Annotated in this window: 21 protein-coding genes; 10 read left to right on the top strand and 11 right to left on the bottom strand. The window is 65.0% G+C overall.

Features of this window, described 5'->3' with window-relative positions; all coding sequences use genetic code 11:
* Nucleotides 1–3 precede the first annotated feature (3 nt).
* The gene (locus DM872_RS03600; protein ID WP_179058171.1) at nt 4–1,200 is read left to right on the top strand and encodes an EAL domain-containing response regulator; all 1,197 of its coding nucleotides are present in this window, start codon (nt 4–6) and stop codon (nt 1,198–1,200) included.
* Here DM872_RS03600 and DM872_RS03595 read toward each other — a convergent pair.
* Nucleotides 1,194–4,766 carry an ATP-binding protein gene (locus DM872_RS03595; protein ID WP_256873282.1) on the bottom strand — a complete coding sequence of 1,191 codons (3,573 nt, stop codon included), beginning with the start codon at nt 4,764–4,766 and terminating at the stop codon, nt 1,194–1,196. The genes DM872_RS03600 and DM872_RS03595 overlap by 7 nt on opposite strands.
* Nucleotides 4,767–5,269: 503 nt before the next feature.
* Here DM872_RS03595 and DM872_RS03590 point away from each other — a divergent pair.
* Nucleotides 5,270–5,902, top strand: coding sequence for a response regulator transcription factor (locus DM872_RS03590; RefSeq protein WP_077520873.1), 633 nt, complete (start codon nt 5,270–5,272; stop codon nt 5,900–5,902).
* Between the two features lie 31 nt (nt 5,903–5,933).
* Here the strand turns inward: DM872_RS03590 and DM872_RS03585 are convergent, their stop codons facing one another.
* The 4 genes from DM872_RS03585 to choX form a co-directional block, all read right to left on the bottom strand.
* Nucleotides 5,934–6,413 carry a thioesterase family protein gene (locus tag DM872_RS03585; RefSeq protein ID WP_179058169.1) on the bottom strand — a complete coding sequence of 160 codons (480 nt, stop codon included), beginning with the start codon at nt 6,411–6,413 and terminating at the stop codon, nt 5,934–5,936.
* 86 nt (nt 6,414–6,499) lie between these two features.
* Nucleotides 6,500–7,465 (bottom strand): L-carnitine dehydrogenase, encoded by a 966-nt coding sequence (locus tag DM872_RS03580; protein WP_179058168.1) that lies wholly within the window; start codon nt 7,463–7,465, stop codon nt 6,500–6,502.
* Between the two features lie 117 nt (nt 7,466–7,582).
* The gene (locus DM872_RS03575; protein WP_179058167.1) at nt 7,583–8,467 is read right to left on the bottom strand and encodes a 3-keto-5-aminohexanoate cleavage protein; all 885 of its coding nucleotides are present in this window, start codon (nt 8,465–8,467) and stop codon (nt 7,583–7,585) included.
* A gap of 73 nt (nt 8,468–8,540) precedes the next feature.
* Nucleotides 8,541–9,479 carry a choline ABC transporter substrate-binding protein gene (choX, locus tag DM872_RS03570; RefSeq protein WP_179058166.1) on the bottom strand — a complete coding sequence of 313 codons (939 nt, stop codon included), beginning with the start codon at nt 9,477–9,479 and terminating at the stop codon, nt 8,541–8,543.
* A 224-nt stretch (nt 9,480–9,703) separates the two neighbouring features.
* Here choX and DM872_RS03565 point away from each other — a divergent pair, with 224 nt between their 5' ends.
* Nucleotides 9,704–10,672, top strand: a complete 969-nt coding sequence (locus DM872_RS03565) for a GlxA family transcriptional regulator (protein WP_179058165.1) — start codon at nt 9,704–9,706, stop codon at nt 10,670–10,672.
* A 188-nt stretch (nt 10,673–10,860) separates the two neighbouring features.
* On the opposite strand, the gene DM872_RS03560 is transcribed toward DM872_RS03565, so the two are convergent.
* The 4 genes from DM872_RS03560 to DM872_RS03545 are packed head-to-tail and all read right to left on the bottom strand — an operon-like array spanning nt 10,861 to nt 15,987.
* Nucleotides 10,861–11,082 carry a formate dehydrogenase subunit delta gene (locus tag DM872_RS03560; RefSeq protein ID WP_179058164.1) on the bottom strand — a complete coding sequence of 74 codons (222 nt, stop codon included), beginning with the start codon at nt 11,080–11,082 and terminating at the stop codon, nt 10,861–10,863.
* The gene (gene fdhF, locus DM872_RS03555) at nt 11,079–13,955 is read right to left on the bottom strand and encodes a formate dehydrogenase subunit alpha (RefSeq protein WP_179058163.1); all 2,877 of its coding nucleotides are present in this window, start codon (nt 13,953–13,955) and stop codon (nt 11,079–11,081) included. Before fdhF ends, DM872_RS03560 begins: the two co-directional genes overlap by 4 nt.
* Nucleotides 13,952–15,511 carry a formate dehydrogenase beta subunit gene (locus tag DM872_RS03550; protein WP_179058162.1) on the bottom strand — a complete coding sequence of 520 codons (1,560 nt, stop codon included), beginning with the start codon at nt 15,509–15,511 and terminating at the stop codon, nt 13,952–13,954. The genes fdhF and DM872_RS03550 overlap by 4 nt, the downstream gene beginning before the upstream one ends.
* A complete protein-coding gene (locus DM872_RS03545; protein ID WP_179058161.1) occupies nt 15,505–15,987 on the bottom strand; it encodes a formate dehydrogenase subunit gamma in 483 nt (160 codons plus the stop codon). The genes DM872_RS03550 and DM872_RS03545 overlap by 7 nt, the downstream gene beginning before the upstream one ends.
* A 576-nt stretch (nt 15,988–16,563) precedes the next feature.
* On the opposite strand from DM872_RS03545, the gene DM872_RS03540 reads away from it, so the two are divergent.
* The 7 genes from DM872_RS03540 (at nt 16,564) to DM872_RS03510 (ending at nt 24,798) form a co-directional block, all read left to right on the top strand.
* Nucleotides 16,564–17,541, top strand: a complete 978-nt coding sequence (locus DM872_RS03540) for a dipeptidase (protein WP_044871141.1) — start codon at nt 16,564–16,566, stop codon at nt 17,539–17,541.
* Between the two features lie 123 nt (nt 17,542–17,664).
* Entirely contained in the window at nt 17,665–18,195 is a 531-nt protein-coding gene (locus DM872_RS03535; protein ID WP_179058160.1) for a DUF5943 domain-containing protein, read from the top strand.
* A 15-nt stretch (nt 18,196–18,210) separates the two neighbouring features.
* Nucleotides 18,211–20,271: a dimethylglycine demethylation protein DgcA gene (gene dgcA, locus DM872_RS03530; protein WP_179058159.1), complete on the top strand. Its 2,061-nt coding sequence runs from the start codon at nt 18,211–18,213 to the stop codon at nt 20,269–20,271.
* Between the two features lie 167 nt (nt 20,272–20,438).
* The gene (gene dgcB / locus DM872_RS03525; protein ID WP_179058158.1) at nt 20,439–22,397 is read left to right on the top strand and encodes a dimethylglycine demethylation protein DgcB; all 1,959 of its coding nucleotides are present in this window, start codon (nt 20,439–20,441) and stop codon (nt 22,395–22,397) included.
* A 121-nt stretch (nt 22,398–22,518) separates the two neighbouring features.
* Nucleotides 22,519–23,751: an electron transfer flavoprotein subunit alpha gene (gene etfA, locus DM872_RS03520; RefSeq protein WP_179058157.1), complete on the top strand. Its 1,233-nt coding sequence runs from the start codon at nt 22,519–22,521 to the stop codon at nt 23,749–23,751.
* Nucleotides 23,741–24,520 (top strand): electron transfer flavoprotein subunit beta, encoded by a 780-nt coding sequence (gene etfB / locus DM872_RS03515; RefSeq protein ID WP_179058156.1) that lies wholly within the window; start codon nt 23,741–23,743, stop codon nt 24,518–24,520. Before etfA ends, etfB begins: the two co-directional genes overlap by 11 nt.
* 32 nt (nt 24,521–24,552) lie before the next feature.
* The gene (locus DM872_RS03510) at nt 24,553–24,798 is read left to right on the top strand and encodes a hypothetical protein (RefSeq protein WP_179058155.1); all 246 of its coding nucleotides are present in this window, start codon (nt 24,553–24,555) and stop codon (nt 24,796–24,798) included.
* Between the two features lie 263 nt (nt 24,799–25,061).
* On the opposite strand, the gene DM872_RS03505 is transcribed toward DM872_RS03510, so the two are convergent.
* Nucleotides 25,062–26,165 carry a GlxA family transcriptional regulator gene (locus DM872_RS03505; RefSeq protein ID WP_179058154.1) on the bottom strand — a complete coding sequence of 368 codons (1,104 nt, stop codon included), beginning with the start codon at nt 26,163–26,165 and terminating at the stop codon, nt 25,062–25,064.
* Between the two features lie 393 nt (nt 26,166–26,558).
* Nucleotides 26,559–26,924, bottom strand: a 366-nt coding sequence (locus DM872_RS03500) for an L-serine ammonia-lyase, iron-sulfur-dependent, subunit alpha (protein ID WP_179058153.1), incomplete at its 5' end; no start/stop codon positions are given.

Raw genomic sequence — 26,924 nt, 5'->3', positions numbered from 1 at the left:
GCCATGAAGAACTTGAGCATTCTGGTGCTGGAAGACGAACCATTCCAGCGCCTGATCGCGGTAACCGCCCTTCGGCAATTGGGGCTCGAGAAGATCCACGAAGCGGCGGACGGCGCCAGCGCCTTATCCTTGCTCGAAGCCTGCGGCGGAGTCGACATCGCCCTCTGCGACCTGCGCATGTCCGGCATGGATGGCGCGGCCTTTCTCCGTTGTGCCAGCCAGGCTGGCGTCATCCGTTCGGTGATTCTCAGCAGCGAGGTAGGGCCTGAGCTGCGCCAGGCGACCTCTGCCATGATCCGCTGCCTTGGCCTGGATTTCCTCGGCGACCTCGGTAAGCCCTTCGACATGCAGCGTGCTGCCGACCTGATCAAGCGCCATTCAGCCCTTCCCACGCGGCCCGAAGCCCTCGCGGCGGCGAACGCGCCGCCCACCCTGGAGGAAATCCTCAGAGGCCTGGAACAGGGTGAGTTCGAACCGTTTCTCCAGCCGAAGGTGTGCATGCGGAGCGGTGAGCTCCAGGGCGCTGAAGTCCTCGCCCGCTGGCGCCATCCACGACGAGGCGTGTTATCGCCCGGCCACTTCCTGCCAGCCATCGAGCGTCACGGCCTGGTCGATCGCCTGTTCTGGCATCTCCTCGGGCAAGGCCTGGAACTGCAGCAGGAACTCGGCCTCAGCGGGCGGCAGGTGAACCTCGCCTTCAATCTCCACCCACGACAGCTGGGCAATCTCGATATCGCCGAGCGCGTTGGCCAGGCCTTGGAACTGGCTGGGCTGCCAGGCTCCGGATTGACGTTCGAACTCACCGAAACCGGCCTGCTGGAAGCGCCAGCCGCCAGCCTGGAAAGCCTGGTCCGCCTGCGCCTGATGGGCTGTGGACTGGCCATGGATGACTTCGGCGCCGGCTATTCGTCGCTGGATCGCTTGTGTGAACTGCCCTTCAGCGAGGTCAAGCTGGACGCGGCATTCGTCCGCAAGCTGGATAACCAGCCGCGCAGCGGGGCGGTCATCCGCGGCGCCGTCGCCATGGCCGAGGCCATGGACCTGACGCTGGTGGTGGAAGGCGTGGAAACCACCGAGCAATGTGAGCGTCTGCTTTCGCTCGGCTGCAAGGTGGCACAGGGTTTCCTCTTCGCACGGCCGCTGGATCGCAGCAGCTTCCGGGCGCTGCTGGATGATCGTTTGCACCCCGGACGTCACTGATTCTGGGCCAGCTCCGCCAGCAACGCGCTCTCCAGTTCCAGCATCGCCCGCCGCAGCCCCTCTGCACCTGCGCGCAGGTCCGAGGGTTGCGGCGCCGGTAGCTTGCATGCCTGTTCGAGATCATTGCAGGCGTCGATCAGCGGTTCCGCGCGGATCACACGTGCGGCGCCCTTGAGGCGGTGGGCGAGTTCAGCCAGGGCAGGCGCATCACTCCTTCCGGCCAGGTCGGCCAAGGGCTCCAGATCCCGCCGATTGGCCTCCAGCAACTCGTTCACCAGATTGCGAATCAGAACCGCATCACCGCCAGTAAGCGGCGCCAGGGGAGACAGGTCGAACAGCGCTTCACCTTTGGCTTCTTCCGCTGGAGCCGCTTCGCCTCCCGACGCTCCCCAAAGCTTCTCTTCCAACAGGTCGAGACCTATGGGCTTGATCAGGCAGTCGTCCATGCCAGCTTGCAGGCCCCGCTCGATTTCATCCGGCTGGGCATCGGCCGTCAGGCCGAGAATCAGGACCGGCGCACGCGGCCCCTGGCGTTCTTCGGCGCGGATCGCTTGAGCGAGGCTGGCGCCATTCATGAGCGGCATGTGGCAATCGGTGGCGATCACATCGAACGGATAGGCCCGCCAGGCGGCAAGGGCCTCCACGCCATTCTCCACCGCGACCACTTCGTGTCCGAGGTAGGCCAGTTGCTGGGCGAGGATTTGCCGGTTCACCGGATGATCATCCACCACCAGCACCCGCAACCTGCGGCGCTGCTGTACGCGATCGGGCGAGGGCAACGCCGGCTCCTCGACCGGTTCGAGGCGGTGCAGGCGCAGCTCCAGGTCGATTCGCGTGCCCTGGCCAGGCGTACTGGTCAGGTTCAGCCGGCCACCCATCATTTCGCAGAGAGAGCGGCTGATCACCAGTCCCAGGCCCGCGCCTTCGGTCTGCTGGTTGCCTCGCTCCACCTGGGCGAAGGGGCGGAACAGCCGGCCTTGCTCCTCCAGCGAGATACCGATGCCCGTGTCCTCGACTCCGAGGTGGACGCGCAGCATTTCACCCTCCAGCGCCTCACCGCGGATGTGCACGCGAACACTGCCCTCACGGGTGAACTTGATCGCGTTGCTGACCAGGTTGGAAAGGATCTGCTTGAAACGCAGGGAGTCCACCAGGACGTCGCCCTGGATGCTGGAGTCGATATCCAGCAGCAGACTCAGGCGCTTCTGTCGTGCCAGCCCATCGAACACCCGCGCCACCGATTCCACCAATTCGCGCAGGTTGGCCCGCTGCGGTGCCAGGCTGAGCCGACCCGATTCGATACGGGCGATGTCGAGGATGTCACCGAGCAGCGCCAGCAGGCTGCGGGCCGAGCCGTAGGCCACTTCAATGCTGGAGCGGTCGATGGGCTGGTCGGCAGCACGCTTCAGCGCCAGTTCGAGGATGCCGATCACCGCGTTCATCGGCGTGCGGATTTCGTGGCTCATGGTCGCGAGGAAGGTGGTCTTGGCCCGGCTGGCCTCGTCCGCCAGGTTCTTCGCCGATTCCAGCTCCTGCACCAGATGACGGTGCTCGGTGATGTCGAGCCAGCCGCAGATTACCCCTTTGACCTTGCCGGCGGAGTCCTGGAAAGGTTGGATCCAGTGATCGATCCACAGGCTCTTGCCGCCGAGACGAACGTGGTGGATGCCCTTGATCATCCGCCCTTCCGCCATCGCCTGGAGGTAGAGCCGATGGAACTCCGGCGCAGCCTCGAAAACGTCTCCAGGCAGCTCCATCGGAGTGAGGCCGCGCACCTGATCCGCTGCCAGCCCCAGGCTCGTCGAATAGCTGCGGTTGCACGACAGCAGTCGCCCTTCGGTATCCCGCACATAAAGCGGCGGCGGCATGCTGTCGGTCAGGGTTTCGATGAAGCGCAGCTCGTCGCTGAGCTGGCGCTCGGCCGTCTGCCGCCGCCGCACTTCGCGACGCAGGCGCAGGACCCAGGCGAGCACGAGCAGCAGCAGCAGGGAGGCACCGATGAGGATGCGCTGAATCAGGGCGCTGTAGTCGCGCCAGATCTGTGGGCTCATGGCCCGGCTACCGCGCCAACGATTCGTTGCTGCGTTCAGTTCGTCCGGCGAAATGCTGGCCAGGGCCTTCTCGATGATCGAATACAACTCGGTATCGCCGCGGCGCACGGCGAAGTTGGCATGCGCCGGGTCGATGGGCGGCAGTGCCGCGATCTTCAGTCTGTTTTCGAACAGGGGCACGGTGTAGTACTGCGCCACCGGCATCGCCACCAAGGCGAAGTCCGCCTCGCCGGAACGCACCCTATTCATGGCATCCAGAGAGGAGGCGGCATCGATAAACTGCATCTCGGGATAGATCTGTCGGATTTGCTCCCGGGCCACGTTACCGCGGCTCAGGGCGAGGCGCTGGCCCCTCTCCCCAATCGGCGCGACTTCGCCCTCTTTGTCCATATGCGCCACCAGCACGAAGGGGCTGGTAGAAATCGGACGGGTGAAGCGCAGCTGGCTTTCCCGTTCCTTGCTCGGCGTCAGGATGGCCAGGTCCGCGTCACCCTCTTCCAGATCCTCGAGCTGGCGGGCGGGGCCACCGGTACGACTGACTGCTTCGAAACGCAATCCCGTGCGCACCGAGACCATTTCCAGCAGGTCCGCCACACCACCACGTAGCTGTCCACTGTCGTCGAAGTACGCCAGCGGTGCCTTGTCGTCATCGATCACCAGGCGCACAACCGGATGGGATTGAGCCCAGCGCGCTTCCTCGGGTGTGAGCGGCTGCAGGTCGCGTACGGGAATTACACCAACGCCCGTCCAGCGCCGGGATATCTCGTCAAGGCGCGCGCGGCCCACCGCTCTCAGGGACGCGTCAAGGCCACGCAACAGACGCTGGTCCTGCTCCCGCACGATGAACGCGACGCCGACATCCGGCTGGTCGACGAAGCGATCGAACCTGGCCATGCCATAGAAGTTGCTATTGAGCTGGTAATAGACCGGCAGCAAGTCGCCCAGCAGCAGATCGGCCTCCCCGAACGCAACCGCCGCCAAGCCATCCTCCACCGACCGGGCAACCACCTGCCGCACGCCGGGATAGCGCTGGCCGAGCGCCTGGTCATGCCCCGGCACCAGAGCGACGGTGACGCCAGCGAGGTCCTGCGGGAAGTTGCGCTGGTCGTCATAGCGGCGGAACAGCGCCAGCCGATCAGTCGCAATGGGCAGACTGCGAACGACGCTCTGGCCGGCGCCGTCCTGGCCATCGCCAATCAGCAGGTCGATCTCGCCGGCGACCAGGGCCTGCAGCAGGGCCGGCCGGTCGGGGTACCGACGCAGCTTGATCTGCATGCCGAGCAATTGCTGGACCAGTGCCACGGCGTCGGCCGCGATACCTTCGTAGCCGCCATCACGCCCGATGATTTCCAGGGGCGCGAACTCTCCACCCGTGACGCCCAGCACCAGCTCGCGCTTCTGCCGTAGCCAGTGCCAGTCTTCCTCGCTGATCAACAGCTCCTGCTGATCGACCACCAGTTGGCTGGAAAGGGTCAGTGGGCGAGCATCCTCGCCAGCGTAGGCAGTCCCCACCATGAGAAGCCAGAAGAAGGGCAGGACTGCTCTGGAAAGGAAATTACGGATCACCTGGCCGGTCCGCCTCGCAGAATTGAATGAACAGAACATTAGTTGAAACAGGGCACTTTTTTCGGGGCGACCTACACGCCAAGAAGTCTGCCTACAGACTCTGTAGGAAACTTCCTAAACGTCCAATCAACAGAAAAACCGCCAATATACTTCCGCCCCTGAACATTCACCTGCCAATTGGGACGGACACCCGGAAACAGTACGGGCAAGTCTTAGAAACAGGTGAAAGTTAGTACGAAGTTATCAGATCGGTCTGAAGGATAAGTTGCCGAGATTCTGAATAGGATTTCCGTTAAAGCCAACTTGGCATTCTCACGCCGGTCGAAACGAATCCCCATCTCAATGGGCCGGCGTGGCCATCCACATCTTCGATAGCCCCATTCTCAACGGCAATTCCCGAAGGCCTGTGAGCGCTCCGTACTCATTGGAAACCTGACATGGAGAACCAACAGATGAACAAGGTACTGCTGATCGACAATCAGTCCATGATCCGATTTGCAACTCGCGTACTGCTGGAGCGAGAGGACTATGAGGTGATCGGTGAGACCGAGAGCGGCGTGGAAGGCCTGAGCATGGCGCGTTCGCTGCGACCCGACCTGGTGATACTGGATATCGCCATCCCCAAGCTCGACGGCCTGGAAGTCCTGGGCCGACTCAGCAGCATGGACGCCAACCTCAAACTGCTGGTGCTGACCTCGCTGCCAGCCTCGCTGTACGCCAACCGCTGCCTGCAGGCGGGCGCTACCGGCTACATGTCCAAGCAGGAGCAGGCGGTCAGTCTGGTCTCGGCTGTGCGCTCGGTACTGTCCGGGTACAGCCTGTTTCCCAGCACGGTGCACCTGCCGGATACCTCGCAGCGGGGCGAGTGCAGCGACAGCCATCTGCTGGACACGCTGTCCGACCGCGAACTGGCGGTCCTGCAGAATCTGGCCAATGGCAAGAACAATCAGGAAATCGCCAAGCAGCTGTTCATCAGCCACAAGACGGTCAGTACTTACAAATCCCGTTTGATGGACAAGCTGAAGACCCGCAACCAGGTCGACCTGATCGACTTCGCTCGCCGCTATGTGGTGCCCACCCCCTGAGGAACACGCACCAAAAGAAAATGCCGCCGCCTCAGCGGGGCGGCGGCAGCCCGATCACACACCCCACATGCCGGGGTCGCGGCAGTTCGCGATGAGCCGCCGACACGGCCTCTACCTTCGCCGCCACCGGCGCAGCGAAGGCCGCCGAGCGCGATGTATCGGCAGCCACGTTCATCAACATCTGCTCGCTGGCCGCCAGCAACTCCTCTCCCCCCTTCAGAAACAAGCCGTGGTGGATATGCAGCCGCTTGGCGTCATGGGCGAGCAGTTGGGTGCGCACCTCCACCTCGGCTCCCAGCTTCACTTCGGCCAGGTAGTTGAGGTGGCACTCCAGGGTGAACAGAGTGTGGCCGGTGGACGCACGACCCTGTTCGTCGAGGCCGATCTCGTCCATCAGGGCATCGGTGGCGTAACTGAAGATCAGCAGGTAGAAGGCATCGCGCAGATGGCCGTTGTAGTCCACCCAATCGGGCAGGACGGCGGTGCGGTAGGTGGTGAGGGCGTGGCCCATCAGGAAACTCCCAGCAATGCGCCCTCTCCCCAGCCCTCTCCCTGAAGGGAGAGGGGGCCAGCACGGAGTGGCGGGAAGGTTTGAGGTTAGTCGGCGAAGGCGAAGCCGTGATTGGCCTTGGTTTCCTTGATGGCGCCGAGCACTGCCAACAGGCAATCGTCACGGTAACGCTCCAGCTCGGCAATGCTGCGCGAACCCTGCTGTTCGGACGTACCTTCCACCACCCGGTCGATCAGTTCGTCAGTCAATTCCGGAGCCGGTAGGTAGGTCCACGGCAGCTGCAACGCCGGGCCGAACTGGGCCATGAAGTGGCGCATGCCAGCGTTGCCACCCGCCAGTGTGTACGTCAGGAAAGTCCCCATGAATGACCAGCGCAAGCCAGCGCCGAAGCGGATGGCATCGTCGATCTCGCCGGTGCTGGCGACGCCATCGTTCACCAGGTGCAGCGCCTCGCGCCAGAGGGCTTCCAGCAAGCGGTCGGCGATGAAGCCCGGCACTTCCTTGCGCACATGCAGCGGGCGCATACCCAGCGCGGTGTAGATTTCGATGGCCGCCTGGACGGCCTGCGGCGCGGTCTTCTCGCCGCCCACCACTTCCACCAGTGGCAGCAGATAGACCGGGTTGAACGGGTGGCCGACCACGCAGCGTTCCGGGTGCACGGCGTCAGCGTAGAACTCGCTGGGCAAGAGGCCCGAAGTGCTGGAGCCGATGATCACATCCGGTCGTGCGGCGGCGCTGATCTTCGCGTGCAGATCGAGCTTGAGGTCGAGTCGTTCCGGCGCGCTTTCCTGGATGAAGTCGGCGTCCCGCACGCACTCTTCGATGGTCGCGACGAAGCGCAGACGGTCCTGGGAAGCGCCGGGGGCCAGGCCCTGCTTCTGCAGCGCCGGCCAGGCATTGGCGATGCGTGCACGCAGTGCGGCCTCGGCGCCGGGTGCCGGGTCCCAGGCGATGACGTCGAGTCCGTGGGCCAGCGCGCGGGCGATCCAGCCGCTGCCGATGACGCCGCTGCCGAGGGCGGCGAAGGTCTTGATCTGGGTGACGAAGGACATGGTGGCTCCTGGACAGGCAAATCTAATTGGGTAAAGACAGTCCGTAGGAGCGAGCTTGCTCGCGAAGCTCCTGGACGCATCATTCGCGAGCAAGCTCGCTCCTACACATACGGGCGGTCAGCGCGGCTTCAAGTTCATCTTCTTGCGCCCCTCGGCCGGGGTCAGGGCGCGGCCGCCGAGGCGTTCGATGATCTCGATGGCGCGTTCCACCAATTGACCGTTGCTGGCATGCACGCCGCGGTCGAGCCAGATGTTGTCTTCCAGTCCTACCCGCACGTTGCCACCCAGCAGCATGGCCTGGGCGACCATCGGCATCTGCGAGCGGCCGATACCGAAGCCGGCCCAGGTGCAGCCAGCGGGGAGGTTGTCGGCCATGGCCTTCATGGTGGTGGTGTCGGCCGGCGCGCCCCACGGAATCCCCAGGCAGATCTGGAACAGCGGGTCTTCCAGCAGGCCCTCCTTGAGCATCTGCTTGGCAAACCAGAGGTGGCCGGTGTCGAAGATTTCCAGCTCGGCCTTCACGCCCAGCTCAGTGATGCGCTTGGCACCGGCGCGCAGCTGCGCCGGGGTGGAGACGTAGATGAAGTCGCCATCGCCGAAGTTCAGGGTGCCGCAGTCCAGGGTGCATATTTCCGGCAGCAGCTCTTCCACATGGGCCAGCCGCTCCAGCGGCCCGACCAGGTCGGTACCGGTGCCGAACTCCAGGGGCTGCTCGCCCTTGCCGATTTCCAGGTCACCGCCCATGCCGGCAGTGAGGTTGATGATGATGTCGGTGTCGCTCTCGCGGATACGTTCCACCAGCTCCCGGTACAGCGCCACATCACGGCTCGGCTTGCCGGTCTTCGGATCGCGCACATGGCAGTGGGCGACGGTGGCGCCGGCCTTGGCGGCTTCGATGGCGGCGGCGGCGATTTCCTTCGGAGTAACGGGAATGGCCGGGTGCTTGCCGACGGTATCGCCGGCGCCGGTAACGGCACAGGTGACGATGACTTCGTAGTTCACGGTTGTTTCATCCTTCTGCGAGGCGATCGGAAACCGTGCGCGGGCAGGCCCGCGCACTGGGCGTTGCGTTGAGTTACTTCAGCGAAGCGAGGGCGCTGTCGACGCCGTTCTTGCCGTCGAAGGTGGTGACCCCGGCGAGCCAGCCCTTGACCACTTCCGGGTTGGCTTTCAGCCACTCACGGGCGACCTTGGCGGGGTCCTGCCGCTCCATGATCGGCTGCATCAACTCAGCCTCCTGGGCGCTGGTGAATCGCAGGTTGGCCAGCAGGCGATCGGCGTTGGGGCAACGCTGGGCGAAGTCCGGTGCGGTGACGGTGGAGACCGTGGCGGCGCCATCGTTGGGGCCGAACACGTCCTCACTGCCGGTGAGGTAGGTAACGGGCATCTGGATGTTCATCGGGTGTGGTTTCCAGCCGAAGAACACCACCGGCTTGTTGTTCTTCACCGCCCGCTTGACCGCGGTGAGCATGGCCGCCTCGCTGGATTCGATCAGTTTGAAGCCGCCCAGGCCGAACTGATTGGTGTCGATCATCTTCTGGATCGCGGTGTTGGCACCGGAACCGGATTCGATGCCGTAGATCTTGCCGTCCAACTGGTCCTTGAACTTCGCGATATCGGCGAAGGTGCGCAGGCCCTGCTCGGCGGTGTAGGTAGGAACGGCGAGTACGGCAATGGCGTCATTGAGTGACGGCTCGGCGGCGACCTTGACCGATTTGGATTCCAGGAATGGCTTGATGTTGTCATCCATAATCGGCTTCCAGTAGCCGAGGAAGACGTCGACCTGTTTCTTCTGGATTCCGGCGAAGATGATCTGCTGCGATGCCTGGGTCTGGGTGGTCTGGTACCCCAGGCTGCCGAGCAGTTCGTTGGCGACGGCGGTGGTGGCGACGACATCGGTCCAGCCGACCACGCCCACGCGGATCTTCTGGCAACTGGCGTCTTCGGCGGCGAATGCGGCGGAACTGGAGAGGGCGAACAAACAGCAACCAGCGAATGCGGTAAGACGTTTCATTGATGCTCCCCTTGCGGCCATACGGTTATTTATTTGTTGTGCAGGAGCCGGGGGCGACTCCTTCCGTTTTCGGGCGCCACTACAACCCGATGGAGACAAATTACTCAGCGTCCAAAGATGCGATTCGAACTAAAACGACTACCTGTTGAACAGGAACGACCACCTTTCTTGCGCTCTTGAGGCCGTTCCCTTTTAGTGGGTTATCCCATGCGCGGAAACCGACCATGTCCCAGACTTTCAGCTTCCTCCTGCTGCCTGGCTTCTCGATGATGGGACTGATGTCGGCGGTGGAACCCTTGCGCGTGGCCAACCGCTTTCGCGGTGAGTTGTACCGCTGGCGGTTACTGAGCCTGGACGGGGGCCCGGTGGCGGGCAGCAATGGCATGTCGCTGAACGTCGACGCTGGGCTGGAGACTCCGCCGGAAGGGGATTGCCTGTTCGTGGTCGCGGGCTTCGATCCGCTCGCCAGCTTCGGTCCGCGCCTGGCCCACTGGCTCAACCGTGCGGAGCACGACGGGTTGCTGTTGGGTGGGATCGATACCGGCAGCTTCGTGCTTGCCGAAGCCGAGCTGTTCAGTCGGCAGCGACTGACCCTGCACTGGGAAGCCATCGAAGCCTTTCAGGAGCGCTACCCGGCGCTCAGCGTCACCCAGGAGCTCTTCGAGATCGACGGGCGACGCATCACCAGTGCCGGCGGCACCGCGAGTCTCGACCTGATGCTCACCCTCATCGCTCGCAGCCACGGCGAGGCCCTGGCGCTGCAGGTTTCCGAGCAATTCGTGCTGGGCCGCATCCGCACCCAGCAGGACCACCAGCGCATGCAGGTCGCCAGCCGCTTCAATGTGCACAACAAGAAGCTGGTACAGGTTATCGGCGAGATGCAGCGCCACAGCGAGGCGCCATTGAGTTCACGGGAGCTGGCCGAGCGGGTGAGCGTCACGCCGCGCCAGCTGGAGCGACTGTTCCGCCTGCACCTGAAGGAAACGCCGTCGAACTTCTACCTCGGCCTGCGCCTGGAGAAGGCACGGCAGCTGTTGCGCCAGACCGACATGAGCGTGCTGGAAGTGGCGCTGGCCTGCGGGTTCGAGTCCTCGTCCTACTTCTCCCGCGCGTACCGTGCGCGCTTCAACACCTGCCCGAGCCAGGACCGGCATGAGCATCCGGATCAGGAGCCTGCTCGCCAGATAGGATGAGGCCGGCCTTCAGCCTGCAATCGCGATTGAAATCGCTCCCACAAAGCTCGGCCGAGCGCTGTTCACTTGTGGGGGCGAATTCATTCGCTATGCAGGACGCAGTCCTGCCCTTGGCCTTGCAGGGGGCAGCTACGCTGCCCTAAGCGAATGAATTCGCCCCCACAAGAGAGAAAAGCCCCCAGGGTTGGCTACACCGCCCTGCCCTGCTCCGCCAGCGCCTGCTGCACCAGGGGGTGCAGGCATTCGCCATGGTGCTCCACTTGCCAGGCCATCAGCTCGATACGCATGGCCGGTGTCCAGAAGCTCTGCAGGTGCGTCCGCACCCCCTTGACTGCCTGCTCCCTGTCCGGCTCGGAAGCGAAGAACTGAGCGATCTGGTTGGCCATCTTGATCAGGTTGTCGGTGCTCATCGGCGTACCTCGACTTTTTCGGTCCTGCGGCGGTCCTTGAGCAGGCGCCGCTGTTCGTCACTGAATTCTTGATAGCGTTTTTGCCATTCGGAGGGGTGGTAGACCCGCGTGACCTCCACCGCCGTCACCTTGTATTCCGGGCAGTTGGTGGCCCAGTCGGAGTTGTCGGTGGTGATCACGTTGGCCCCCGATTCGGGGAAGTGGAAGGTGGTGTACACCACCCCCGGCGCCACCCGCTCGCTGACCTTGGCACGCAGCACCGTCTGTCCGGCGCGGCTGCCCACGCCCACCCAATCGCCCTCGTTGATGCCCCGGCTCTCGGCATCGGTCGGGTGGATCTCCAGGCGGTCCTCTTCATGCCAGGCGACGTTGTCGGTGCGTCGGGTCTGGGCGCCGACGTTGTACTGGCTGAGGATGCGGCCGGTGGTCAACAGCAGCGGATAGCGGTTGTTGACCTTCTCTTCGGTGGGCACGTAGCCGGTGAGCATGAAGCGTCCCTTGCCGCGCACAAATTCCTCGATGTGCATGGTCGGCGTGCCATCCGGCGCGGCGTCGTTGCAGGGCCATTGCAGGCTGCCGTGACGATCCAGCTCGGCGTAGCTCACGCGGGTGAAGGTCGGGGTCAGGCTGGCGATCTCGTCCATGATCTGGGACGGGTGTTTGTAGTCCATCTTGTAGCCGAGGGCGTTGGCCAGCAGCTGCGTCGCCTCCCAGTCGGCCTTGCCGCCCAGCGGGTCCATCACCTTGCGCACGCGGGAGATGCGCCGCTCGGCGTTGGTGAAAGTGCCGTCCTTCTCCAGGAAGGAACTGCCCGGCAGGAAGACATGGGCGAACTTGGCGGTTTCGTTGAGGAAGATGTCCTGCACCACCACGCATTCCATGGCCGACAGGGCCGCGGTGACGTGCTGGGTATTGGGGTCGCTCTGGGCGATGTCCTCGCCCTGGCAGTAGAGCGCCTTGAAGGTGCCGCCGAGCGCCGCCTCGAACATGTTGGGGATGCGCAGGCCTGGATCAGGTAGCAGAGTCACGCCCCACGCCTGCTCGAACTGGGCACGCACGGTGTCGTTGGAAACGTGGCGATAGCCGGGCAGTTCATGGGGGAACGAACCCATGTCGCAGGAGCCTTGCACGTTGTTCTGCCCACGCAGCGGGTTCACGCCGACGCCTTCTCGGCCAATGTTTCCGGTAGCCATGGCGAGGTTGGCGATGCCCATCACCGAGGTGCTGCCCTGGCTGTGTTCGGTCACGCCCAGGCCGTAGTAGATGGCCGCGTTTCCGCCGGTGGCGTAGAGCCGCGCAGCGGCACGGATGTCGTCAGGCGACACACCGCAGATCGGCCCCATGGCCTCGGGGGAGTTTTCCGGCAGGCTGACGAAATCGCGCCAGCGGGCAAAATCAGTCGCTTCGCAGCGAGCATCCACGAAGTCCTGTTTGACCAGGCCTTCGGTGACGATCACATGGGCCAGGGCGTTGAGCATGGCCACGTTGGTCCCCGGTCGCAGCGCCAGGTGCAGGTCGGCGCGGGCGTGGGGCGAATCCACCAGGTCGATGCGGCGCGGATCGATGACGATCAACCGCGCGCCCTCGCGCAGGCGGCGCTTGAGCTGGGAGCCGAACACCGGGTGGGCGTCGGTGGGGTTGGCGCCGATCACCAGCACCACGTCAGCCTGCATCACCGAGTCGAAGCTCTGGGTGCCAGCGGACTCCCCGAGGGTCTGTTTGAGGCCGTAGCCGGTGGGCGAGTGGCAGACACGGGCGCAGGTGTCGACGTTGTTATTGCCGAAGCCAGCGCGCACCAGCTTCTGCACCAGGTAGGTCTCTTCGTTGGTGCAGCGGCTGGAAGTGATGCCACCGATGGAGTCGCGCCCGTACTTGAGCTGGATGCGACGGAATTCGCTGGCCGCGTAGTTCACCGCTTCTTCCCAGCTGACTTCCTGCCAGGGGTCTTCGATGTGCTTGCGGATCATCGGTTTGGTGATGCGGTCCGGGTGGGTCGCATAACCCCAGGCGAAGCGGCCTTTCACACAGGAGTGACCGTGGTTCGCCTGGCCGTTCTTGTCCGGAACCATGCGCACCAGTTGGTCGCCCTTCATTTCGGCTTTGAACGAGCAGCCCACGCCGCAATAAGCGCAGGTGGTGATGACGCTGCGCTCGGGCTGGCCCATCTCCACCACGCTCTTTTCCATCAGGGTGGCGGTCGGGCAGGCCTGCACGCAGGCGCCGCAGGACACACACTCGGAGTCGAGGAAGTTCTCGCCACCGGCCGCCGCCACGCGGGACTCGAAGCCACGCCCGCTGATGGTCAGGGCGAAGGTGCCCTGGGTCTCCTCGCAGGCGCGCACGCAGCGGTTGCAGACGATGCACTTGCTCGGGTCGTAGTCGAAATAGGGGTTGGAGACGTCCTTCTGCTCATCCAGGTGGTTGGCGCCGTCGTAGCCGTAGCGCACCTCGCGCAGGCCCACCTGGCCGGCGACGGTCTGCAACTCGCAGTTGCCGTTGGCCGAGCAGGTCAGGCAATCCAGCGGGTGATCGGAGATGTACAGCTCCATCACATTGCGGCGCAGGGTGGCAAGCTTGGGCGTCTGGGTGTGGACCACCATGCCTTCGCTCACCGGCGTGGTGCAGGAGGCCGGATAACCGCGCATGCCGTCGATTTCCACCAGGCACATACGGCAGGAGCCGAAGGCTTCCAGGCTATCGGTAGCGCACAGCTTGGGAATGGTGGTGCCGAGCAGCGCGGCGGCGCGCATCACCGACGTGCCGGCGGGCACGCTGATCTCGCGGCCATCGATGCTCAGGCTGACCTGCACGTCGCTTTCGCGGGCCGGGGTGCCGAGATCGACATCGCTGGAGGGATCGAAGATGTTGATCATTGGTCGGCCTCCACGGGCTCAAGACCGAAGTCGGCAGGGAAGTGCTTGAGCGCGCTGGTCACCGGGAAGGCGGTCATGCCACCCAGGGCGCAGAGCGAGCCGTACGTCATGGTGTCGCAGAGGTCCCTGAGCAGCAGGGCCTGCTCTTCGCGGGCGGTGATGTCCGTGGCGGCGATCAGGCGGTCCACCACTTCCACGCCGCGCGTCGAACCGATGCGGCAGGGCGTGCACTTGCCGCAGGATTCCTCCGCGCAGAACTGCAGGGCGAAGCGGGCCATATGGGCCATGTCCAGCGTGTCGTCGGCGACCACTACGCCACCGTGACCGAGCATCGCGCCCATGGCGGCGAAGGCCTCGTAGTCCAGCGGCGTATCGAATTGCGACGGCGGCACCCAGGCGCCCAGCGGGCCGCCCACCTGTGCGGCCTTCAGCGGGCGACCACTGGCAGTGCCGGCGCCATAGCCTTCCACCAGCTCGCGCAGGGTCAGGCCGAAGGCGCGTTCCACCAAGCCGCCGTGGCGAATGTTGCCGGCCAGCTGGAAGGGCATGGTGCCCAGCGAGCGGCCCATGCCGAAGTCCCTGTAGAACTGCGCGCCACGGGCGAGAATCACCGGCACCGAGGCCAGGGTGAGCACGTTGTGCACGAGGGTCGGCTGGCCGAACAGGCCTTGCAGGGCCGGCAGTGGCGGCTTGGCGCGAACCACGCCGCGCTTGCCTTCGAGCGAGTCCAGCAGAGCGGTTTCTTCGCCGCAGATGTAGGCACCGGCGCCGACGCGGACGTCGAGGTCGAAGGCCCGGCCGCTGCCGCCGACGTTGGCGCCGAGGTAGCCGGCCTCGCGAGCGATCTCGATGGCGGCACGCAGGTTATCCACCGACTGCGGGTACTCGGAGCGCACGTAGATGTAGCCCATGGTGGCACCGACGGCGAGGCCGGCGATGGCCATGCCCTCGATCAGCAGGAAGGGGTCGCCTTCCATCAGCATGCGGTCAGCGAAGGTGCCGGAATCGCCTTCGTCGGCGTTGCAGACCACGTACTTCTGCGCGGCGGCGGCGCCGCGCACGGTGCGCCACTTGATGCCTGCCGGGAAGGCCGCGCCACCCCGGCCACGCAGGCCGGAATCCAGCACGGCGGTAACGACGTCATCGCCGCTCAAACCAATCGCGCGCGCCAGCCCTTCGAAACCGCCGTGGGCGCGGTAGTCATCCAGGGACAGCGGCCGGGTGATGCCGGCGCGGGCGAAGAGCAGCCGTTGCTGGCTCTTCAGATATGGCAGTTCCTCCACCGGTCCAAGGGCCAGCGGATGGCCGCTGGCATCGCCCTGCAGGGCTTCCAGCAGCGAGGGCACATCCTCGGGTGCAACCGGACCGAAGCCCAGGCGCCCTTCGGCGCTATCCAGCTCCAGCAGCGGTTCCAGCCAGTAGAGGCCACGGGAACTGGTGCGCCGGATGTCCAGTGGCAGCTTGCGCTGTTCGGCTTCACGGGCGAGCGCCGTTGCCACATCGTCCGCGCCGACGGCACGGGCGACGGAATCACAGGAGACGTACAGCGTCAGCATGAGCCGTCCTCCAGGCAACCGTTCACCAGGGAACGCAGGCGCTCGGGGGTGAGGCGCGCGTGCAGGCGGCCGTCCAGCTCCAGGGCGGGCGAACAGGCGCAGGCGCCCAGGCAGTAGACCGGCCGCAGGCTGATCTGGCCGTCGGCACTGGTGCCGTGGTCATCCAGCTCCAGTTGCTCGCGCAACTGCGCGGCGAGGCGCTCGGCGCCCATGCTCTGGCAGGACTCGGCACGGCACAGGCGCAGGGTATGGCGCGCCGGCGGTGTGGTACGGAAATCGTGGTAGAAGCTGATCACCCCACGCACCTCAGCCAGGCTGAGGTTCAGGGCGTAAGCGATTTCGGGAATGGCGACGTCTGGGATGTAACCCGCGCCTTCCTGGATTGCGTGAAGGATCGGCAGCAAGGCACCGGGGGTGTCCTTCTCGCGCTCCAGCACGCTATGGATCAGAGGCAGGTGAAGCGTCTCATCGGGCATACAGCGTTCCTCTGCTTCGCGGACGACAGGGCAGTGCCGTTCATCGTCCGGAGGTCTCGGCTGCGGCTCACTCACCACGTCACGGAGCGTGGTCTGTGGTGGCCGTCCTAGCGCCCCGAAGCACATCTACGCGCGCTCGTCGGGACATTCGGGGAGCTTGCCATCCCCGTCATTCGGAAATTTCACCCCAGCGACCCTGCACATTCTGAAACCGACGCAGGCCGACGGAGCGCTCTGTACCTTCCTTTATAGGCGCTCAGGAACGATGCCTGGAGAAGCGCAGACCTGCGGCTTTGCTGTGGGGGCGAATTCATTCGCGACGGGCGGCACCGCCGCCCCATTTCCGTCCTGAAGGCAGGCCTGCGGCCTGCATAGCGAATGAATTCGCCCCCACAAGAGCAGGGCTCACCCCCGTAAAAACGGCAGTTCCGAACCCCGCTTGCCCATTAGCGACCGGCTTGACGCTTTCGGCAATACCCCGGTCGCTTTTGCGCGATAGCGCCGAATTCCCCAGGGATATGCTCCCCTCAAAGCGCCGGCAGAAGATTCGGCGCATGGATAACAGGGGACAGCCTGATGAGCCCAGCCGAACTGCACGCCGACAGCATCGTCATCGACGGTCTGATCATCGCCAAGTGGAACCGTGAACTCTTCGAAGACATGCGCAAGGGCGGCCTGACCGCAGCCAACTGCACCGTGTCGGTCTGGGAGGGCTTCCAGGCGACGGTGAACAACATCACCGCGAGCAACAAGCTGATCCGCGAAAACAGTGACCTGGTGATCCCGGTGCGCACCACCGCCGACATCCGCAAGGCCAAGGAACTGGGCAAGACCGGCATCCTCTACGGCTTCCAGAACGCCCATGCGTTCGAAGACCAGATCGGCTACGTCGAGGTGTTCAAGCAGCTGGGCGTTGGCATCGTGCAGATGTGCTACAACACCCAGAACCTGGTCGGCACCGGCTGCTACGAGCGTGACGGCGGCCTCTCCGGCTTCGGTCGCGAGATCGTCGCCGAGATGAACCGCGTCGGCGTCATGTGCGACCTGTCCCACGTGGGCTCCAAGACTTCCGAAGAAGTCATCCTCGAATCCAAGAAGCCGGTCTGCTACTCCCACTGCCTGCCGTCCGGCCTGAAAGAACATCCGCGCAACAAGTCCGACGAAGAGCTGAAGTTCATTGCAGATCACGGCGGTTTCGTCGGCGTGACCATGTTCGCGCCCTTCCTCGCCAAGGGCATCGACTCGACCATCGACGACTACGCCGAAGCCATCGAGTACGTGATGAACATCGTGGGCGAAGACGCCATCGGCATCGGCACCGACTTCACCCAGGGCCATGGCAAGGAATTCTTCGAGTGGCTGACCCACGACAAGGGTTACGCCCGCCGCCTGACCAACTTCGGGAAGATCGTCAACCCGCTGGGCATCCGCACCGTGGGCGAATTCCCCAACCTCACCGAAACCCTGCTCAAACGCGGCATGCCCGAGCGCGTGGTGCGCAAGGTCATGGGCGAGAACTGGGTTCGCGTACTGAAGGACGTCTGGGGCGAGTGATCGCTCTTCTCCCCTCTCCCATTGGGAGAGGGGCCAAACCCTCACCCCAACCCTCTCCCAAAGGGAGAGGGGGTTAATGCAGCCCGCAGCCGGGCCCAAATCGAATTCCGGAGCTAAAACAACATGGCCAAACACGCCCCCGAACTGCCCATCGAAGTCGACAGCGAAACCGGTGTCTGGACCACCGACGCCCTGCCGATGCTGTACGTGCCCCGTCACTTCTTCGTGAACAACCACATGGGCATCGAAGCCGAGCTGGGCCCGGAGCGCTACGCCGAAATCCTCTACAAGGCCGGCTACAAGTCCGCCTGGCACTGGTGCGAGAAGGAAGCCGAATGCCACGGCCTGGAAGGCGTGGCGGTGTTCGAGCACTACATGAAGCGCCTGTCCCAGCGCGGTTGGGGCCTGTTCCAGATCGAATCCATCGACCTCGACAAGGGCACCGCCCAGGTACGCCTGAAGCACTCCGCATTCGTGTACGTGTACGGCAAGGTCGGTCGCAAGGTCGACTACATGTTCACCGGCTGGTTCGCCGGCGCCATGGACCAGGTCCTCCAGGCCCGTGGCAGCAGCGTCCGCACCGTCGCCGAGCAGGTGTACGGCGGCTCCGAAGAAGGCCACGACGACGGCCTGTTCATCGTCAAACCTCTGTAAGGCGAGGCTAGGGCAATGGCATTCGAAGCAATGTTCCAGCCGATCCAGATCGGCAAACTCACCATCCGCAACCGTGTGCTGTCCACCGCCCACGCAGAGGTCTACGCCACCGATGGCGGCATGACCACCGAGCGTTACGTGAAGTACTACGAGGAGAAGGCCAAGGGCGGCATCGGCCTGGCCATCTGCGGTGGTTCTTCCGTGGTCGCCATCGACAGCCCGCAGGAATGGTGGAGCTCGGTGAACCTGTCCACCGACCGCATCATCCCGCACTTCCAGAATCTGGCCGACGCCATGCACAAGCACGGCGCCAAGATCATGATCCAGATAACCCACATGGGCCGCCGCTCCCGCTGGGACGGCTTCAACTGGCCGACCCTGATGTCGCCGTCCGGCATCCGCGAGCCCGTGCACCGCGCCACCTGCAAGACCATCGAAGTCGAAGAGATCTGGCGTGTGATCGGCAACTACGCCCAGGCCGCTCGCCGGGCGAAGGAAGGTGGCCTGGACGGCGTCGAGCTGTCCGCCGTGCACCAGCACATGATCGACCAGTTCTGGAGCCCCCGCGTCAACAAGCGTACCGACGAGTGGGGCGGCACCTTCGAAGGCCGCATGAAGTTCGGCCTGGAAGTGCTCAAGGCCGTGCGCGCCGAAGTCGGCGACGACTTCTGCGTCGGCATGCGTATCTGCGGTGACGAGTTCCACCCGGACGGCCTGTCCCACGAGGACATGAAGCAGATCGCCAAGTACTACAGCGACACCGGCATGATCGACTTCCTCGGTGTGGTCGGCTCGGGCTGCGATACCCACAACACCCTGGCCAACGTGATCCCGAACATGAGCTTCCCGCCGGAGCCTTTCCTGCACCTGGCAGCCGGCATCAAGGAAGTGGTCAACGTCCCCGTCCTGCATGCGCAGAACATCAAGGACCCGAACCAGGCCACCCGCATCCTGGAAGGCGGCTATGTGGACATGGTGGGCATGACCCGCGCGCACATGGCCGACCCGCACCTGATCGCCAAGATCAAGATGGGCCAGATCGATCAGATCAAGCAGTGCGTCGGCGCGAACTACTGCATCGACCGCCAGTACCAGGGGCTGGACGTACTGTGCATCCAGAACGCCGCGACTTCCCGTGAATACCTGGGCGTGCCGCACATCATCGAGAAGACCACCGGCGTGAAGCGCAAGGTAGTCGTCGTCGGCGGTGGCCCGGCTGGCATGGAAGCGGCCCGCGTGGCGGCTGAGCGCGGCCACGACGTGACCCTGTTCGAGAAGAAGGACCAGCTCGGCGGCCAGATCACCATCGCCTCCAAGGCGCCGCAACGTGACCAGATCGCCGGCATCACCCGCTGGTACCAATTGGAGATCGCACGCCTCGGCGTCGACCTGCGCCTGGGCACCGCGGCCAACCCGGAAGCCATCCTCGACCTCAAGCCGGACATCGTCGTCCTGGCCAACGGCGGTCATCCGTTCCTGGAGCAGAACGAGCACTGGGGCGCGGCTGAAGGCCTGGTAGTGAGCAGCTGGGATGTGCTCGACGGCACCGTGGCGCCGGGCAAGAACGTGCTGGTCTACGACACCATCTGCGAATTCGGCGGCATGTCGGCGGCGGACTTCCTGGCCGACAAGGGCGCCCAGGTTGAAATCGTCACCGACGACATCAAGCCGGGCATCGCCATGGGCGGCACCACCTTCCCGACCTACTACCGCAGCATGTACCCGAAAGAAGTGATCATGACCGGCGACCTGATGCTGGAAAAGGTCTACCGCGAGGGTGACAAGGTGGTGGCGGTGCTGGAGAACGAGTACACCGGCGCCCGCGAGGAGCGTGTGGTGGACCAGATCGTCATCGAGAACGGCGTGCGCCCGGACGAGGGCCTGTACTACGCGCTCAAGGACGGTTCGCGCAACAAGGGCCAGATCGACGTCGAGGCGCTGTTCGCCATCAAGCCGCAGCCCTGCCTGAGCCAGCCCGGCGATGGCTACCTGCTGTTCCGTATCGGCGACTGCGTGGCCCAGCGCAACACCCACGCGGCGATCTACGACGCTCTGCGTCTGTGCAAGGATTTCTAAGCGCCCACACGGACGGCCCCCTCTCCCGCTTGCGGGAGAGGGCGGGGGGAGAGGGCAAGCCGGCGACCCCTGCGTTTTCGGCATCCCCCTCTCCCTAACCCTCTCCCTCAGGGAGAGGGGACTGGTTCGGAGCACCCCTTTCGGTCCCTGCAAGGAGACCAACTAGAATGCTGAACACCCTTCTTCCCATCCTGCTCTTCGCCGCCCTCGGTCTTGCCGTTCTGGGCGCCGCGAAGCGCTTCTTCATGTGGCGCCGCGGCCGACCCTCCAAGGTCGACTGGATCGGCGGCCTGATGAAGATGCCGCGCCGCTACCTGGTGGACCTGCACCATGTGGTCGAGCGCGACAAGTACATGTCCAAGACCCACGTGGCCACCGCTGGCGGCTTCGTGCTGTCGGCCGTGCTGGCGATCGCGGTGCACGGCTTCGGCCTGCACAGCCGGATCCTCGGCTTCGCGCTGCTGGCCGCCACCGTGCTGATGTTCGTCGGCGCCCTCTTCGTCGCCAAACGCCGCCTGGACCCGCCGTCCCGCCTGTCCAAGGGCCCGTGGATGCGCCTGCCGAAGAGCCTGCTGATGTTCGCGGCGAGCTTCTTCATCGCGACGCTGCCGGTGGCGGGCATCCTGCCGGAAGGCTTCGGCGGCTGGTTCCTCGCCGGCATCCTCGCCATTGGCGTGGCCTGGGGCGTGTCCGAGCTGTTCCTCGGCATGACCTGGGGCGGCCCGATGAAGCACGCCTTCGCCGGCGCGCTGCACCTGGCCTGGCACCGCCGTGCCGAGCGCTTCGGCGGCGGCCGCTCCACCGGCCTCAAGGCGCTTAACCTGAACGATCCCGAGGCACCACTCGGCGTCGAGAAACCCACCGATTTCACCTGGAACCAGCTGCTCGGCTTCGACGCCTGCGTGCAGTGCGGCAAGTGCGAGGCGGTGTGCCCCGCCTTCGCTGCCGGCCAGCCGCTGAACCCGAAGAAGCTGATCCAGGACATGGTCATCGGTCTGGCTGGCGGCAATGACGCCAAGTTCGCCGGCAGTCCCTATCCAGGCATCCCGCTGGGCGAACACGCTGGCGGCCCGCACCAGCCGATCGTGGTCCAGGGCGGCAAGGGCCTGGTGGGAGCGGACACTCTTTGGTCCTGCACCACCTGCCGTGCCTGCGTCGAGGAATGCCCGATGATGATCGAGCACGTCGATGCCATCGTCGACATGCGCCGTCACCTCACCCTGGAAAAGGGCGCCACTCCGAACAAGGGTGCCGAGGTGCTGGAAAACCTGATCGCCACCGACAACCCCGGCGGCTTCGCCCCCGGCGGCCGCCTGAACTGGGCCGCGGACCTGAACCTGCCGCTGATGAGAGAGAAGAAACAGGCCGACGTGCTGTTCTGGGTCGGCGACGGTGCCTTCGACATGCGCAACCAGCGCACCCTGCGCGCCTTCGTGAAGGTGCTGAAGGCCGCCAACGTCGACTTCGCGGTACTCGGCCTGGAAGAACGCGACAGCGGTGACGTGGCCCGGCGCCTGGGCGACGAAGCTACCTTCCAGACCCTGGCCAAACGCAACATCGCCACGCTGAACCAGTACAAGTTCAAGCGCATCGTCAGCTGCGACCCGCACAGCTTCCACGTGCTGAAGAACGAGTACGGCGCATTGGGCGGCCATTACGAAGTCCTGCACCACAGCACCTACATCAACGAACTGATGCAAGGCGGCAACCTCAGCCTCGGCCAGCACAAGGGCGGCAGCGTGACCTACCACGACCCGTGCTACCTGGGCCGCTACAACGGCGAGTACGAAGCCCCGCGCGCCGTGCTCAAGGCCATCGGCATCGAGGTGAAGGAAATGGAACGCTCCGGCTTCCGTTCCCGTTGCTGCGGCGGTGGCGGTGGCGCACCGATCACCGACATCCCTGGCAAGCAGCGGATTCCGGACATGCGCATGGTGGACATCAAGGAAACCGGCGCAGAGCTGGTGGCCGTGGGCTGCCCGCAGTGCACCGCAATGCTCGAAGGCGTGGTCGCCCCGCGCCCGGAGATCAAGGACATCGCCGAACTGGTGGCCGACGTGCTGATCGAGGTGCCGGTGGAAGCAAAAAAGCCGTCGGCGGCTAAAGCTGCTGTGGAGGTGGCGTGATGCACATCCCAGCCCCGGTAGCAGGTGTAGGAGCGAGCTTGCTCGCGAACCGGCACCGCGCCGACGTCACCCCCTTCGCGAGCAAGCTCGCTCCTACGAAAAGCACGCTGGAGGCCCGCCAATGAGCGACATCATCCGCCGCGACCCGCGCGCCGAGTGGATCGCCCGCAACCGCCTGCACCCGCTGCATGCCGCCATGCAGACCCAGGGGCAGACGAGCTGGATGGGCCCCAACGGCCTGATCCGCAAGAATCCCCACGCCGCAGCAGCGGGCTTCATCGGCCCCAACGGCGTCAAGCGTATCGACCGCAGCGGCGCCCAGCAGGGCACCGCCGGCAAGCGCAGCGCGGCCAGCGAAGTGGTACAGCTGCCACTGCACGTGATCGAACAACCGGCCTTCCACATTTGCGTGGTCCCGGACATGGTCGGTGGCCGTCTGTCCAGCCACGACAAGGACCTCCTGGGGCTGGCCAGCAAGCTGGCCGGAAGCGAAGGCGCGGTGGTTGCCGTGCTCTTCGGCGAGGACAAGGAATCCGCCTTCGACACCGCGGGCGTCGACCGCATCCTGCGCATCGCCGGCAGCGATTTCGACGGCTACTCGCCGGAAGCCCGCGTGCTCGCCCTGAGTGCCGTGGAAAGCCAGTTGGCGCCGCGCCACTGGCTGCTGCCCGACAGCCGCACCGGTGGTGGTGAACTGGGCCGGCGCCTGGCTGCGAAGCTGGGCGAGCGCCCGGCCACCCGCGTCTGGCAAGTCGCCAACGAACAAGCCACTGGCCGCGCCGGTGCAGGCCGCGAGGACCTGGTGCGCGCTGTGCCGCGCCTGATCCTGGCTGCCGCCGAATGCGCCGAACCGGTCAGCGAAACCCGTCATGAAGCCCGTTCGCTGGAACTGACGGCGAACATCGCCCACAGCCTGCCTCGCATCGAGGACCTCGGCCCGGTGGCCGTCGACCCGGCGCAGATCCCCATGGCCGAAGCGGAGTTCATCCTCTCCGGCGGTAACGGGGTGAAGGACTGGGCACTGTTCCACGAAGCCGCCGGCGCCCTCGGCGCCACCGAAGGCGCATCGCGCGTGGCGGTGGACGACGGCTTCATGCCGCGTAACCGTCAGGTGGGCGCCACCGGTACCTGGGTCACCGCACGGGTCTACCTGGCCGTGGGAATCTCTGGCGCCATCCAGCACCTGCAGGGCATCGGCGCCTGCGACAAGGTGGTGGCGGTGAACATGGACCCGGGCTGCGACATGATCAAACGCGCGGATCTCTCGGTGATCGGCGACTCCGGCGCCATCCTCGCCGCGCTGATCCAGCTGGCCACCGAATACCGTCAGGGAGGGGCACGCGATGCCGCATGACGCACTGAAGATCGTCAGCCTGGTCTCCATCGGCGCGCACCCCACTTCGGGCCGCGCGCGCCGCGCCGACCAGGACGCCCGCGCCGTCGAACTCGGCCTGCGCCTGGCGGGCCCGCGCCTGCGTGTGGTGCATGCGGGCAATCCGCACGAAGAAGCGCTGCGTGCCTATCTGGGCATGGGTCTGGATGAGTTGATCGTCCTGGAACAGGGACCGCAGGACGACGCGCTGCATCCGCTGGGGGACTTCCTCCGTGAGAGCGGTGCCCAACTCGTCCTCACCGGAAGTCAGGCGGAAACAGGCGAAGGCTCGGGGCTGCTGCCCTACCTGCTGGCCGAACGCCTGGGCTGGCCGCTGGTGGTGGGCCTGGCCGAGGTGGAGAAAGTCGACAATGGCGTGGCCCAGGTGCTGCAAGCCCTGCCCCGAGGCCAACGTCGCCGTCTGAAGGTTCGCCTGCCCTTCGTCGCCAGCGTCGACAACGCCGCACCGACTGCGCGACAAAGCGCATTCGGGCCGGCCCGTCGCGGCCGCATCGAAGCGGAAGACGTGGAGCTCGTGGAGGATGTAATGTTCGCCGAGGCCCAGCTGCAGCCGGCCCGTCCGCGTCCCAAGCGGCTCAAGGTGATCAAGGCCAAGACCGGCGCCGAGCGGATGAAGGCGGCGACCGCCAAGGCATCCGGCGGTGGCGGCCAGGTGCTCAAGGATGTCTCGCCGCAAGCGGGCGCCGAAGCTATCTTCAAACTGTTGCTGGAAGAGGGCGTGCTGCGCTGATCGCGCAGCACCTGACGCGGAGGAATAGCGCGATGATGCATGCCGATCTGATCGACCAGGAAGATTTTCGCGAGCGCCTGGTGGCGCTGGGTATCAGCATCCCGTCGGGGGTGAGCGCCGAGCAGGCCTGTGAGCAGGCCGTGAGCGGCCTCAGCCCGGAGCGCGCACTGGCGCTGCGCCGCCTGGTGGAAGAGTTGCTGGGGGGCAGCGCCACCCTGCTGCCGAACGTGCGTGAAGCTATTTCGCGCACGCTGCTGCCGGCGTTGGTGCCGCGCTGATAGCTGAACCCCATGAATGAAAAAGGGCGCCATTGGCGCCCTTTTTCATCTCTGTAGGTTGTGGCTGAGCGAAGCGAAGCCCATCGTTATCGATGCAGCCTCGTTGGGCTTCGTGGCCTCCTTCAAATCCCTGCACGGCCCACCTACCCTCACCCCTACCCTCTCCCAGAGGGAGAGGGAGCTGGACGTGCCGCAAGGTGGCCACTCGCCCATCCAGCCATTGTGGGGGCGAATTCATTCGCTAAGGCGTGCGCAGCGCGCCCTTATACCACCCGCACACTGGCGAAGGTGGACTCGCCTTGAGCACGAGTCAGGGCTACGCCGGCGGTGGACGGTGCGTTGCGTACCAGTTCGTCCGGCACCGGCATCAGGGCCACCACATTGGCGTTCTGGCCGGCGCGTTCGTCGCGCGGCGGGATGCCAAAGTATTCGCGGTAGCACTTGGAGAAGTGCGGGGTGGACACGAAGCCGCACACCGAAGCCACTTCGATGATCGACATGGCGGTTTGCTTCAGCAGCTGGCGTGCACGGATCAGGCGCAGCTTCAGGTAGTAACGCGATGGCGAGCAGTGCAGGTACTTCTGGAACAGGCGCTCCAGCTGCCGGCGCGAGACGTCGACGTAGGTGGCCAGCTCATCGAGGTCGATGGGCTCTTCCAGGTTGGCTTCCATCAGCGCGACGATTTCCTGCAGCTTCGGCTGATTGGTGCCGAGCATGTGCTTGAGCGGCACGCGCTGGTGATCCTGCTCGTTACGGATGCGCTCGTAGATGAACATCTCGGAGATGGCCGCCGCCAGTTCGCGACCGTGCTCGCGGGCGATCAGGTGCAGCATCATGTCCATGGGCGCGGTGCCGCCGGACGAGGTGTTGCGATTGCGGTCGATGGAGAACAGGCGGGTGGTGATGCCGGCACGCGGGAAGGCTTCCTGCATCGCCGCCAAACACTCCCAGTGCACGCTGCACTCGAAGCCGTCGAGCAGGCCGGCTTTGGCCAGCGCCCAGCTGCCGGTGCACACGGCGCCCAACTGGCGGCCCTGGCGAGACTGGGATTGCAGCCACTGCACATGTTCGCGGCTGACGCTGTGCTGGATATCGACACCGCCGCAGACGATCACGGCATCCAGGGCCGGCGCATTGTCCAGGCCGCTGTCGGGGGTGATCTGCAGGCCGTCGCTGGCGCTGACCGGGCGGGCACCCTGGCTGAGGGTGTACCAACGGTAGAGTTCGCGACCGGAGAGATGGTTGGCCATGCGCAGCGGTTCGACCGCGGATGCCAGGGAAATCAGGGTGAAGTTGTCCAGCAGCAGGAAACCGATGGACTGGGGAACACGGTTCTGGGGTTGAGCCCCTTGGTTGAACTGTGACATTCGCGAAACCCTCAGACTAGGCACGGGCGGAGCCCCGTTTTCGGGGCTTTTTTGTTATGGCCTGGTACGGCTAAACCAGGTGATACCAAATCTAGGCAAAGGTCGTGCCTAGATTTATTGATCGTTCAATTAAAAACAGCAGATTCCTCCAAGGCCCGTGCCATTCGGCCTAGGCATCAGCGACAGAATCATTCTGTTTACGACCGTGAGAGCCCGCGTCCGGCGGGCCCTGGGGACTTAGGTAGCACTGGCGGAGTCAGCGAATGTCACCCCGTGCCGTAGGACAACACCTTCAGTAACAGACGGAATATTCATAACCAGACCAATTGGTCATAACCGCCCCCGCCGCATCTTGCACCAGCATTGGGCGGCGGCGGCCGCCCGTGGTCGAGGTCAGCACTCGATGGCACTGACCGCCAGTCCACCGCGCGAGGTTTCCTTGTACTTGTCGTGCATGTCGGCACCGGTGTCGCGCATGGTGCGGATCACCTGGTCCAGCGAGATGAAGTGCTCGCCGTCACCGCGCAGGGCCATCTGCGCGGCGTTGATCGCCTTCACCGCGGCAATCGCGTTGCGCTCGATGCACGGCACTTGCACCAGCCCGCCCACCGGGTCGCAGGTCAGCCCGAGGTTGTGTTCCAGGCCGATCTCGGCGGCGTTCTCCAGCTGCGCCGGGGTCGCGCCCAGCACTTCCGCCAGGCCAGCGGCGGCCATCGCGCAGGCCGAGCCCACTTCGCCCTGGCAGCCGACTTCGGCACC

The sequence above is a fragment of the Pseudomonas taiwanensis genome (assembly GCF_013393345.1).
GTDB lineage: Bacteria > Pseudomonadota > Gammaproteobacteria > Pseudomonadales > Pseudomonadaceae > Metapseudomonas > Metapseudomonas resinovorans_C.
The sequence above is the reverse complement of the archived record's forward strand: the minus strand, read 5'-3'. Positions and strand labels throughout refer to the sequence as shown.

Excerpts from the sequence above, each read along its gene's own strand:
- DM872_RS03585 (WP_179058169.1), bottom strand. The coding sequence starts at position 6,413 with ATGGGCCACGCCCTCACCACCTACCGCACCGCCGTCCTGCCCGATTGG.
- DM872_RS03560 (WP_179058164.1), bottom strand. The coding sequence starts at position 11,082 with ATGAGCACCGACAACCTGATCAAGATGGCCAACCAGATCGCTCAGTTC.
- DM872_RS03580 (WP_179058168.1), bottom strand. The coding sequence starts at position 7,465 with ATGTCCTTCGTCACCCAGATCAAGACCTTCGCCGCCCTCGGCAGCGGC.
- DM872_RS03510 (WP_179058155.1), top strand. The coding sequence starts at position 24,553 with ATGATGCATGCCGATCTGATCGACCAGGAAGATTTTCGCGAGCGCCTG.
- etfA (WP_179058157.1), top strand. The coding sequence starts at position 22,519 with ATGAGCGACATCATCCGCCGCGACCCGCGCGCCGAGTGGATCGCCCGC.
- DM872_RS03590 (WP_077520873.1), top strand. The coding sequence starts at position 5,270 with ATGAACAAGGTACTGCTGATCGACAATCAGTCCATGATCCGATTTGCA.
- DM872_RS03505 (WP_179058154.1), bottom strand. The coding sequence starts at position 26,165 with ATGTCACAGTTCAACCAAGGGGCTCAACCCCAGAACCGTGTTCCCCAG.
- dgcB (WP_179058158.1), top strand. The coding sequence starts at position 20,439 with ATGCTGAACACCCTTCTTCCCATCCTGCTCTTCGCCGCCCTCGGTCTT.
- etfB (WP_179058156.1), top strand. The coding sequence starts at position 23,741 with ATGCCGCATGACGCACTGAAGATCGTCAGCCTGGTCTCCATCGGCGCG.
- DM872_RS03600 (WP_179058171.1), top strand. The coding sequence starts at position 4 with ATGAAGAACTTGAGCATTCTGGTGCTGGAAGACGAACCATTCCAGCGC.
- choX (WP_179058166.1), bottom strand. The coding sequence starts at position 9,479 with ATGAAACGTCTTACCGCATTCGCTGGTTGCTGTTTGTTCGCCCTCTCC.
- DM872_RS03545 (WP_179058161.1), bottom strand. The coding sequence starts at position 15,987 with ATGCCCGATGAGACGCTTCACCTGCCTCTGATCCATAGCGTGCTGGAG.
- fdhF (WP_179058163.1), bottom strand. The coding sequence starts at position 13,955 with ATGATCAACATCTTCGATCCCTCCAGCGATGTCGATCTCGGCACCCCG.
- DM872_RS03565 (WP_179058165.1), top strand. The coding sequence starts at position 9,704 with ATGTCCCAGACTTTCAGCTTCCTCCTGCTGCCTGGCTTCTCGATGATG.
- dgcA (WP_179058159.1), top strand. The coding sequence starts at position 18,211 with ATGGCATTCGAAGCAATGTTCCAGCCGATCCAGATCGGCAAACTCACC.
- DM872_RS03550 (WP_179058162.1), bottom strand. The coding sequence starts at position 15,511 with ATGCTGACGCTGTACGTCTCCTGTGATTCCGTCGCCCGTGCCGTCGGC.
- DM872_RS03540 (WP_044871141.1), top strand. The coding sequence starts at position 16,564 with ATGAGCCCAGCCGAACTGCACGCCGACAGCATCGTCATCGACGGTCTG.
- DM872_RS03535 (WP_179058160.1), top strand. The coding sequence starts at position 17,665 with ATGGCCAAACACGCCCCCGAACTGCCCATCGAAGTCGACAGCGAAACC.
- DM872_RS03595 (WP_256873282.1), bottom strand. The coding sequence starts at position 4,766 with ATGGTGGGGACTGCCTACGCTGGCGAGGATGCTCGCCCACTGACCCTT.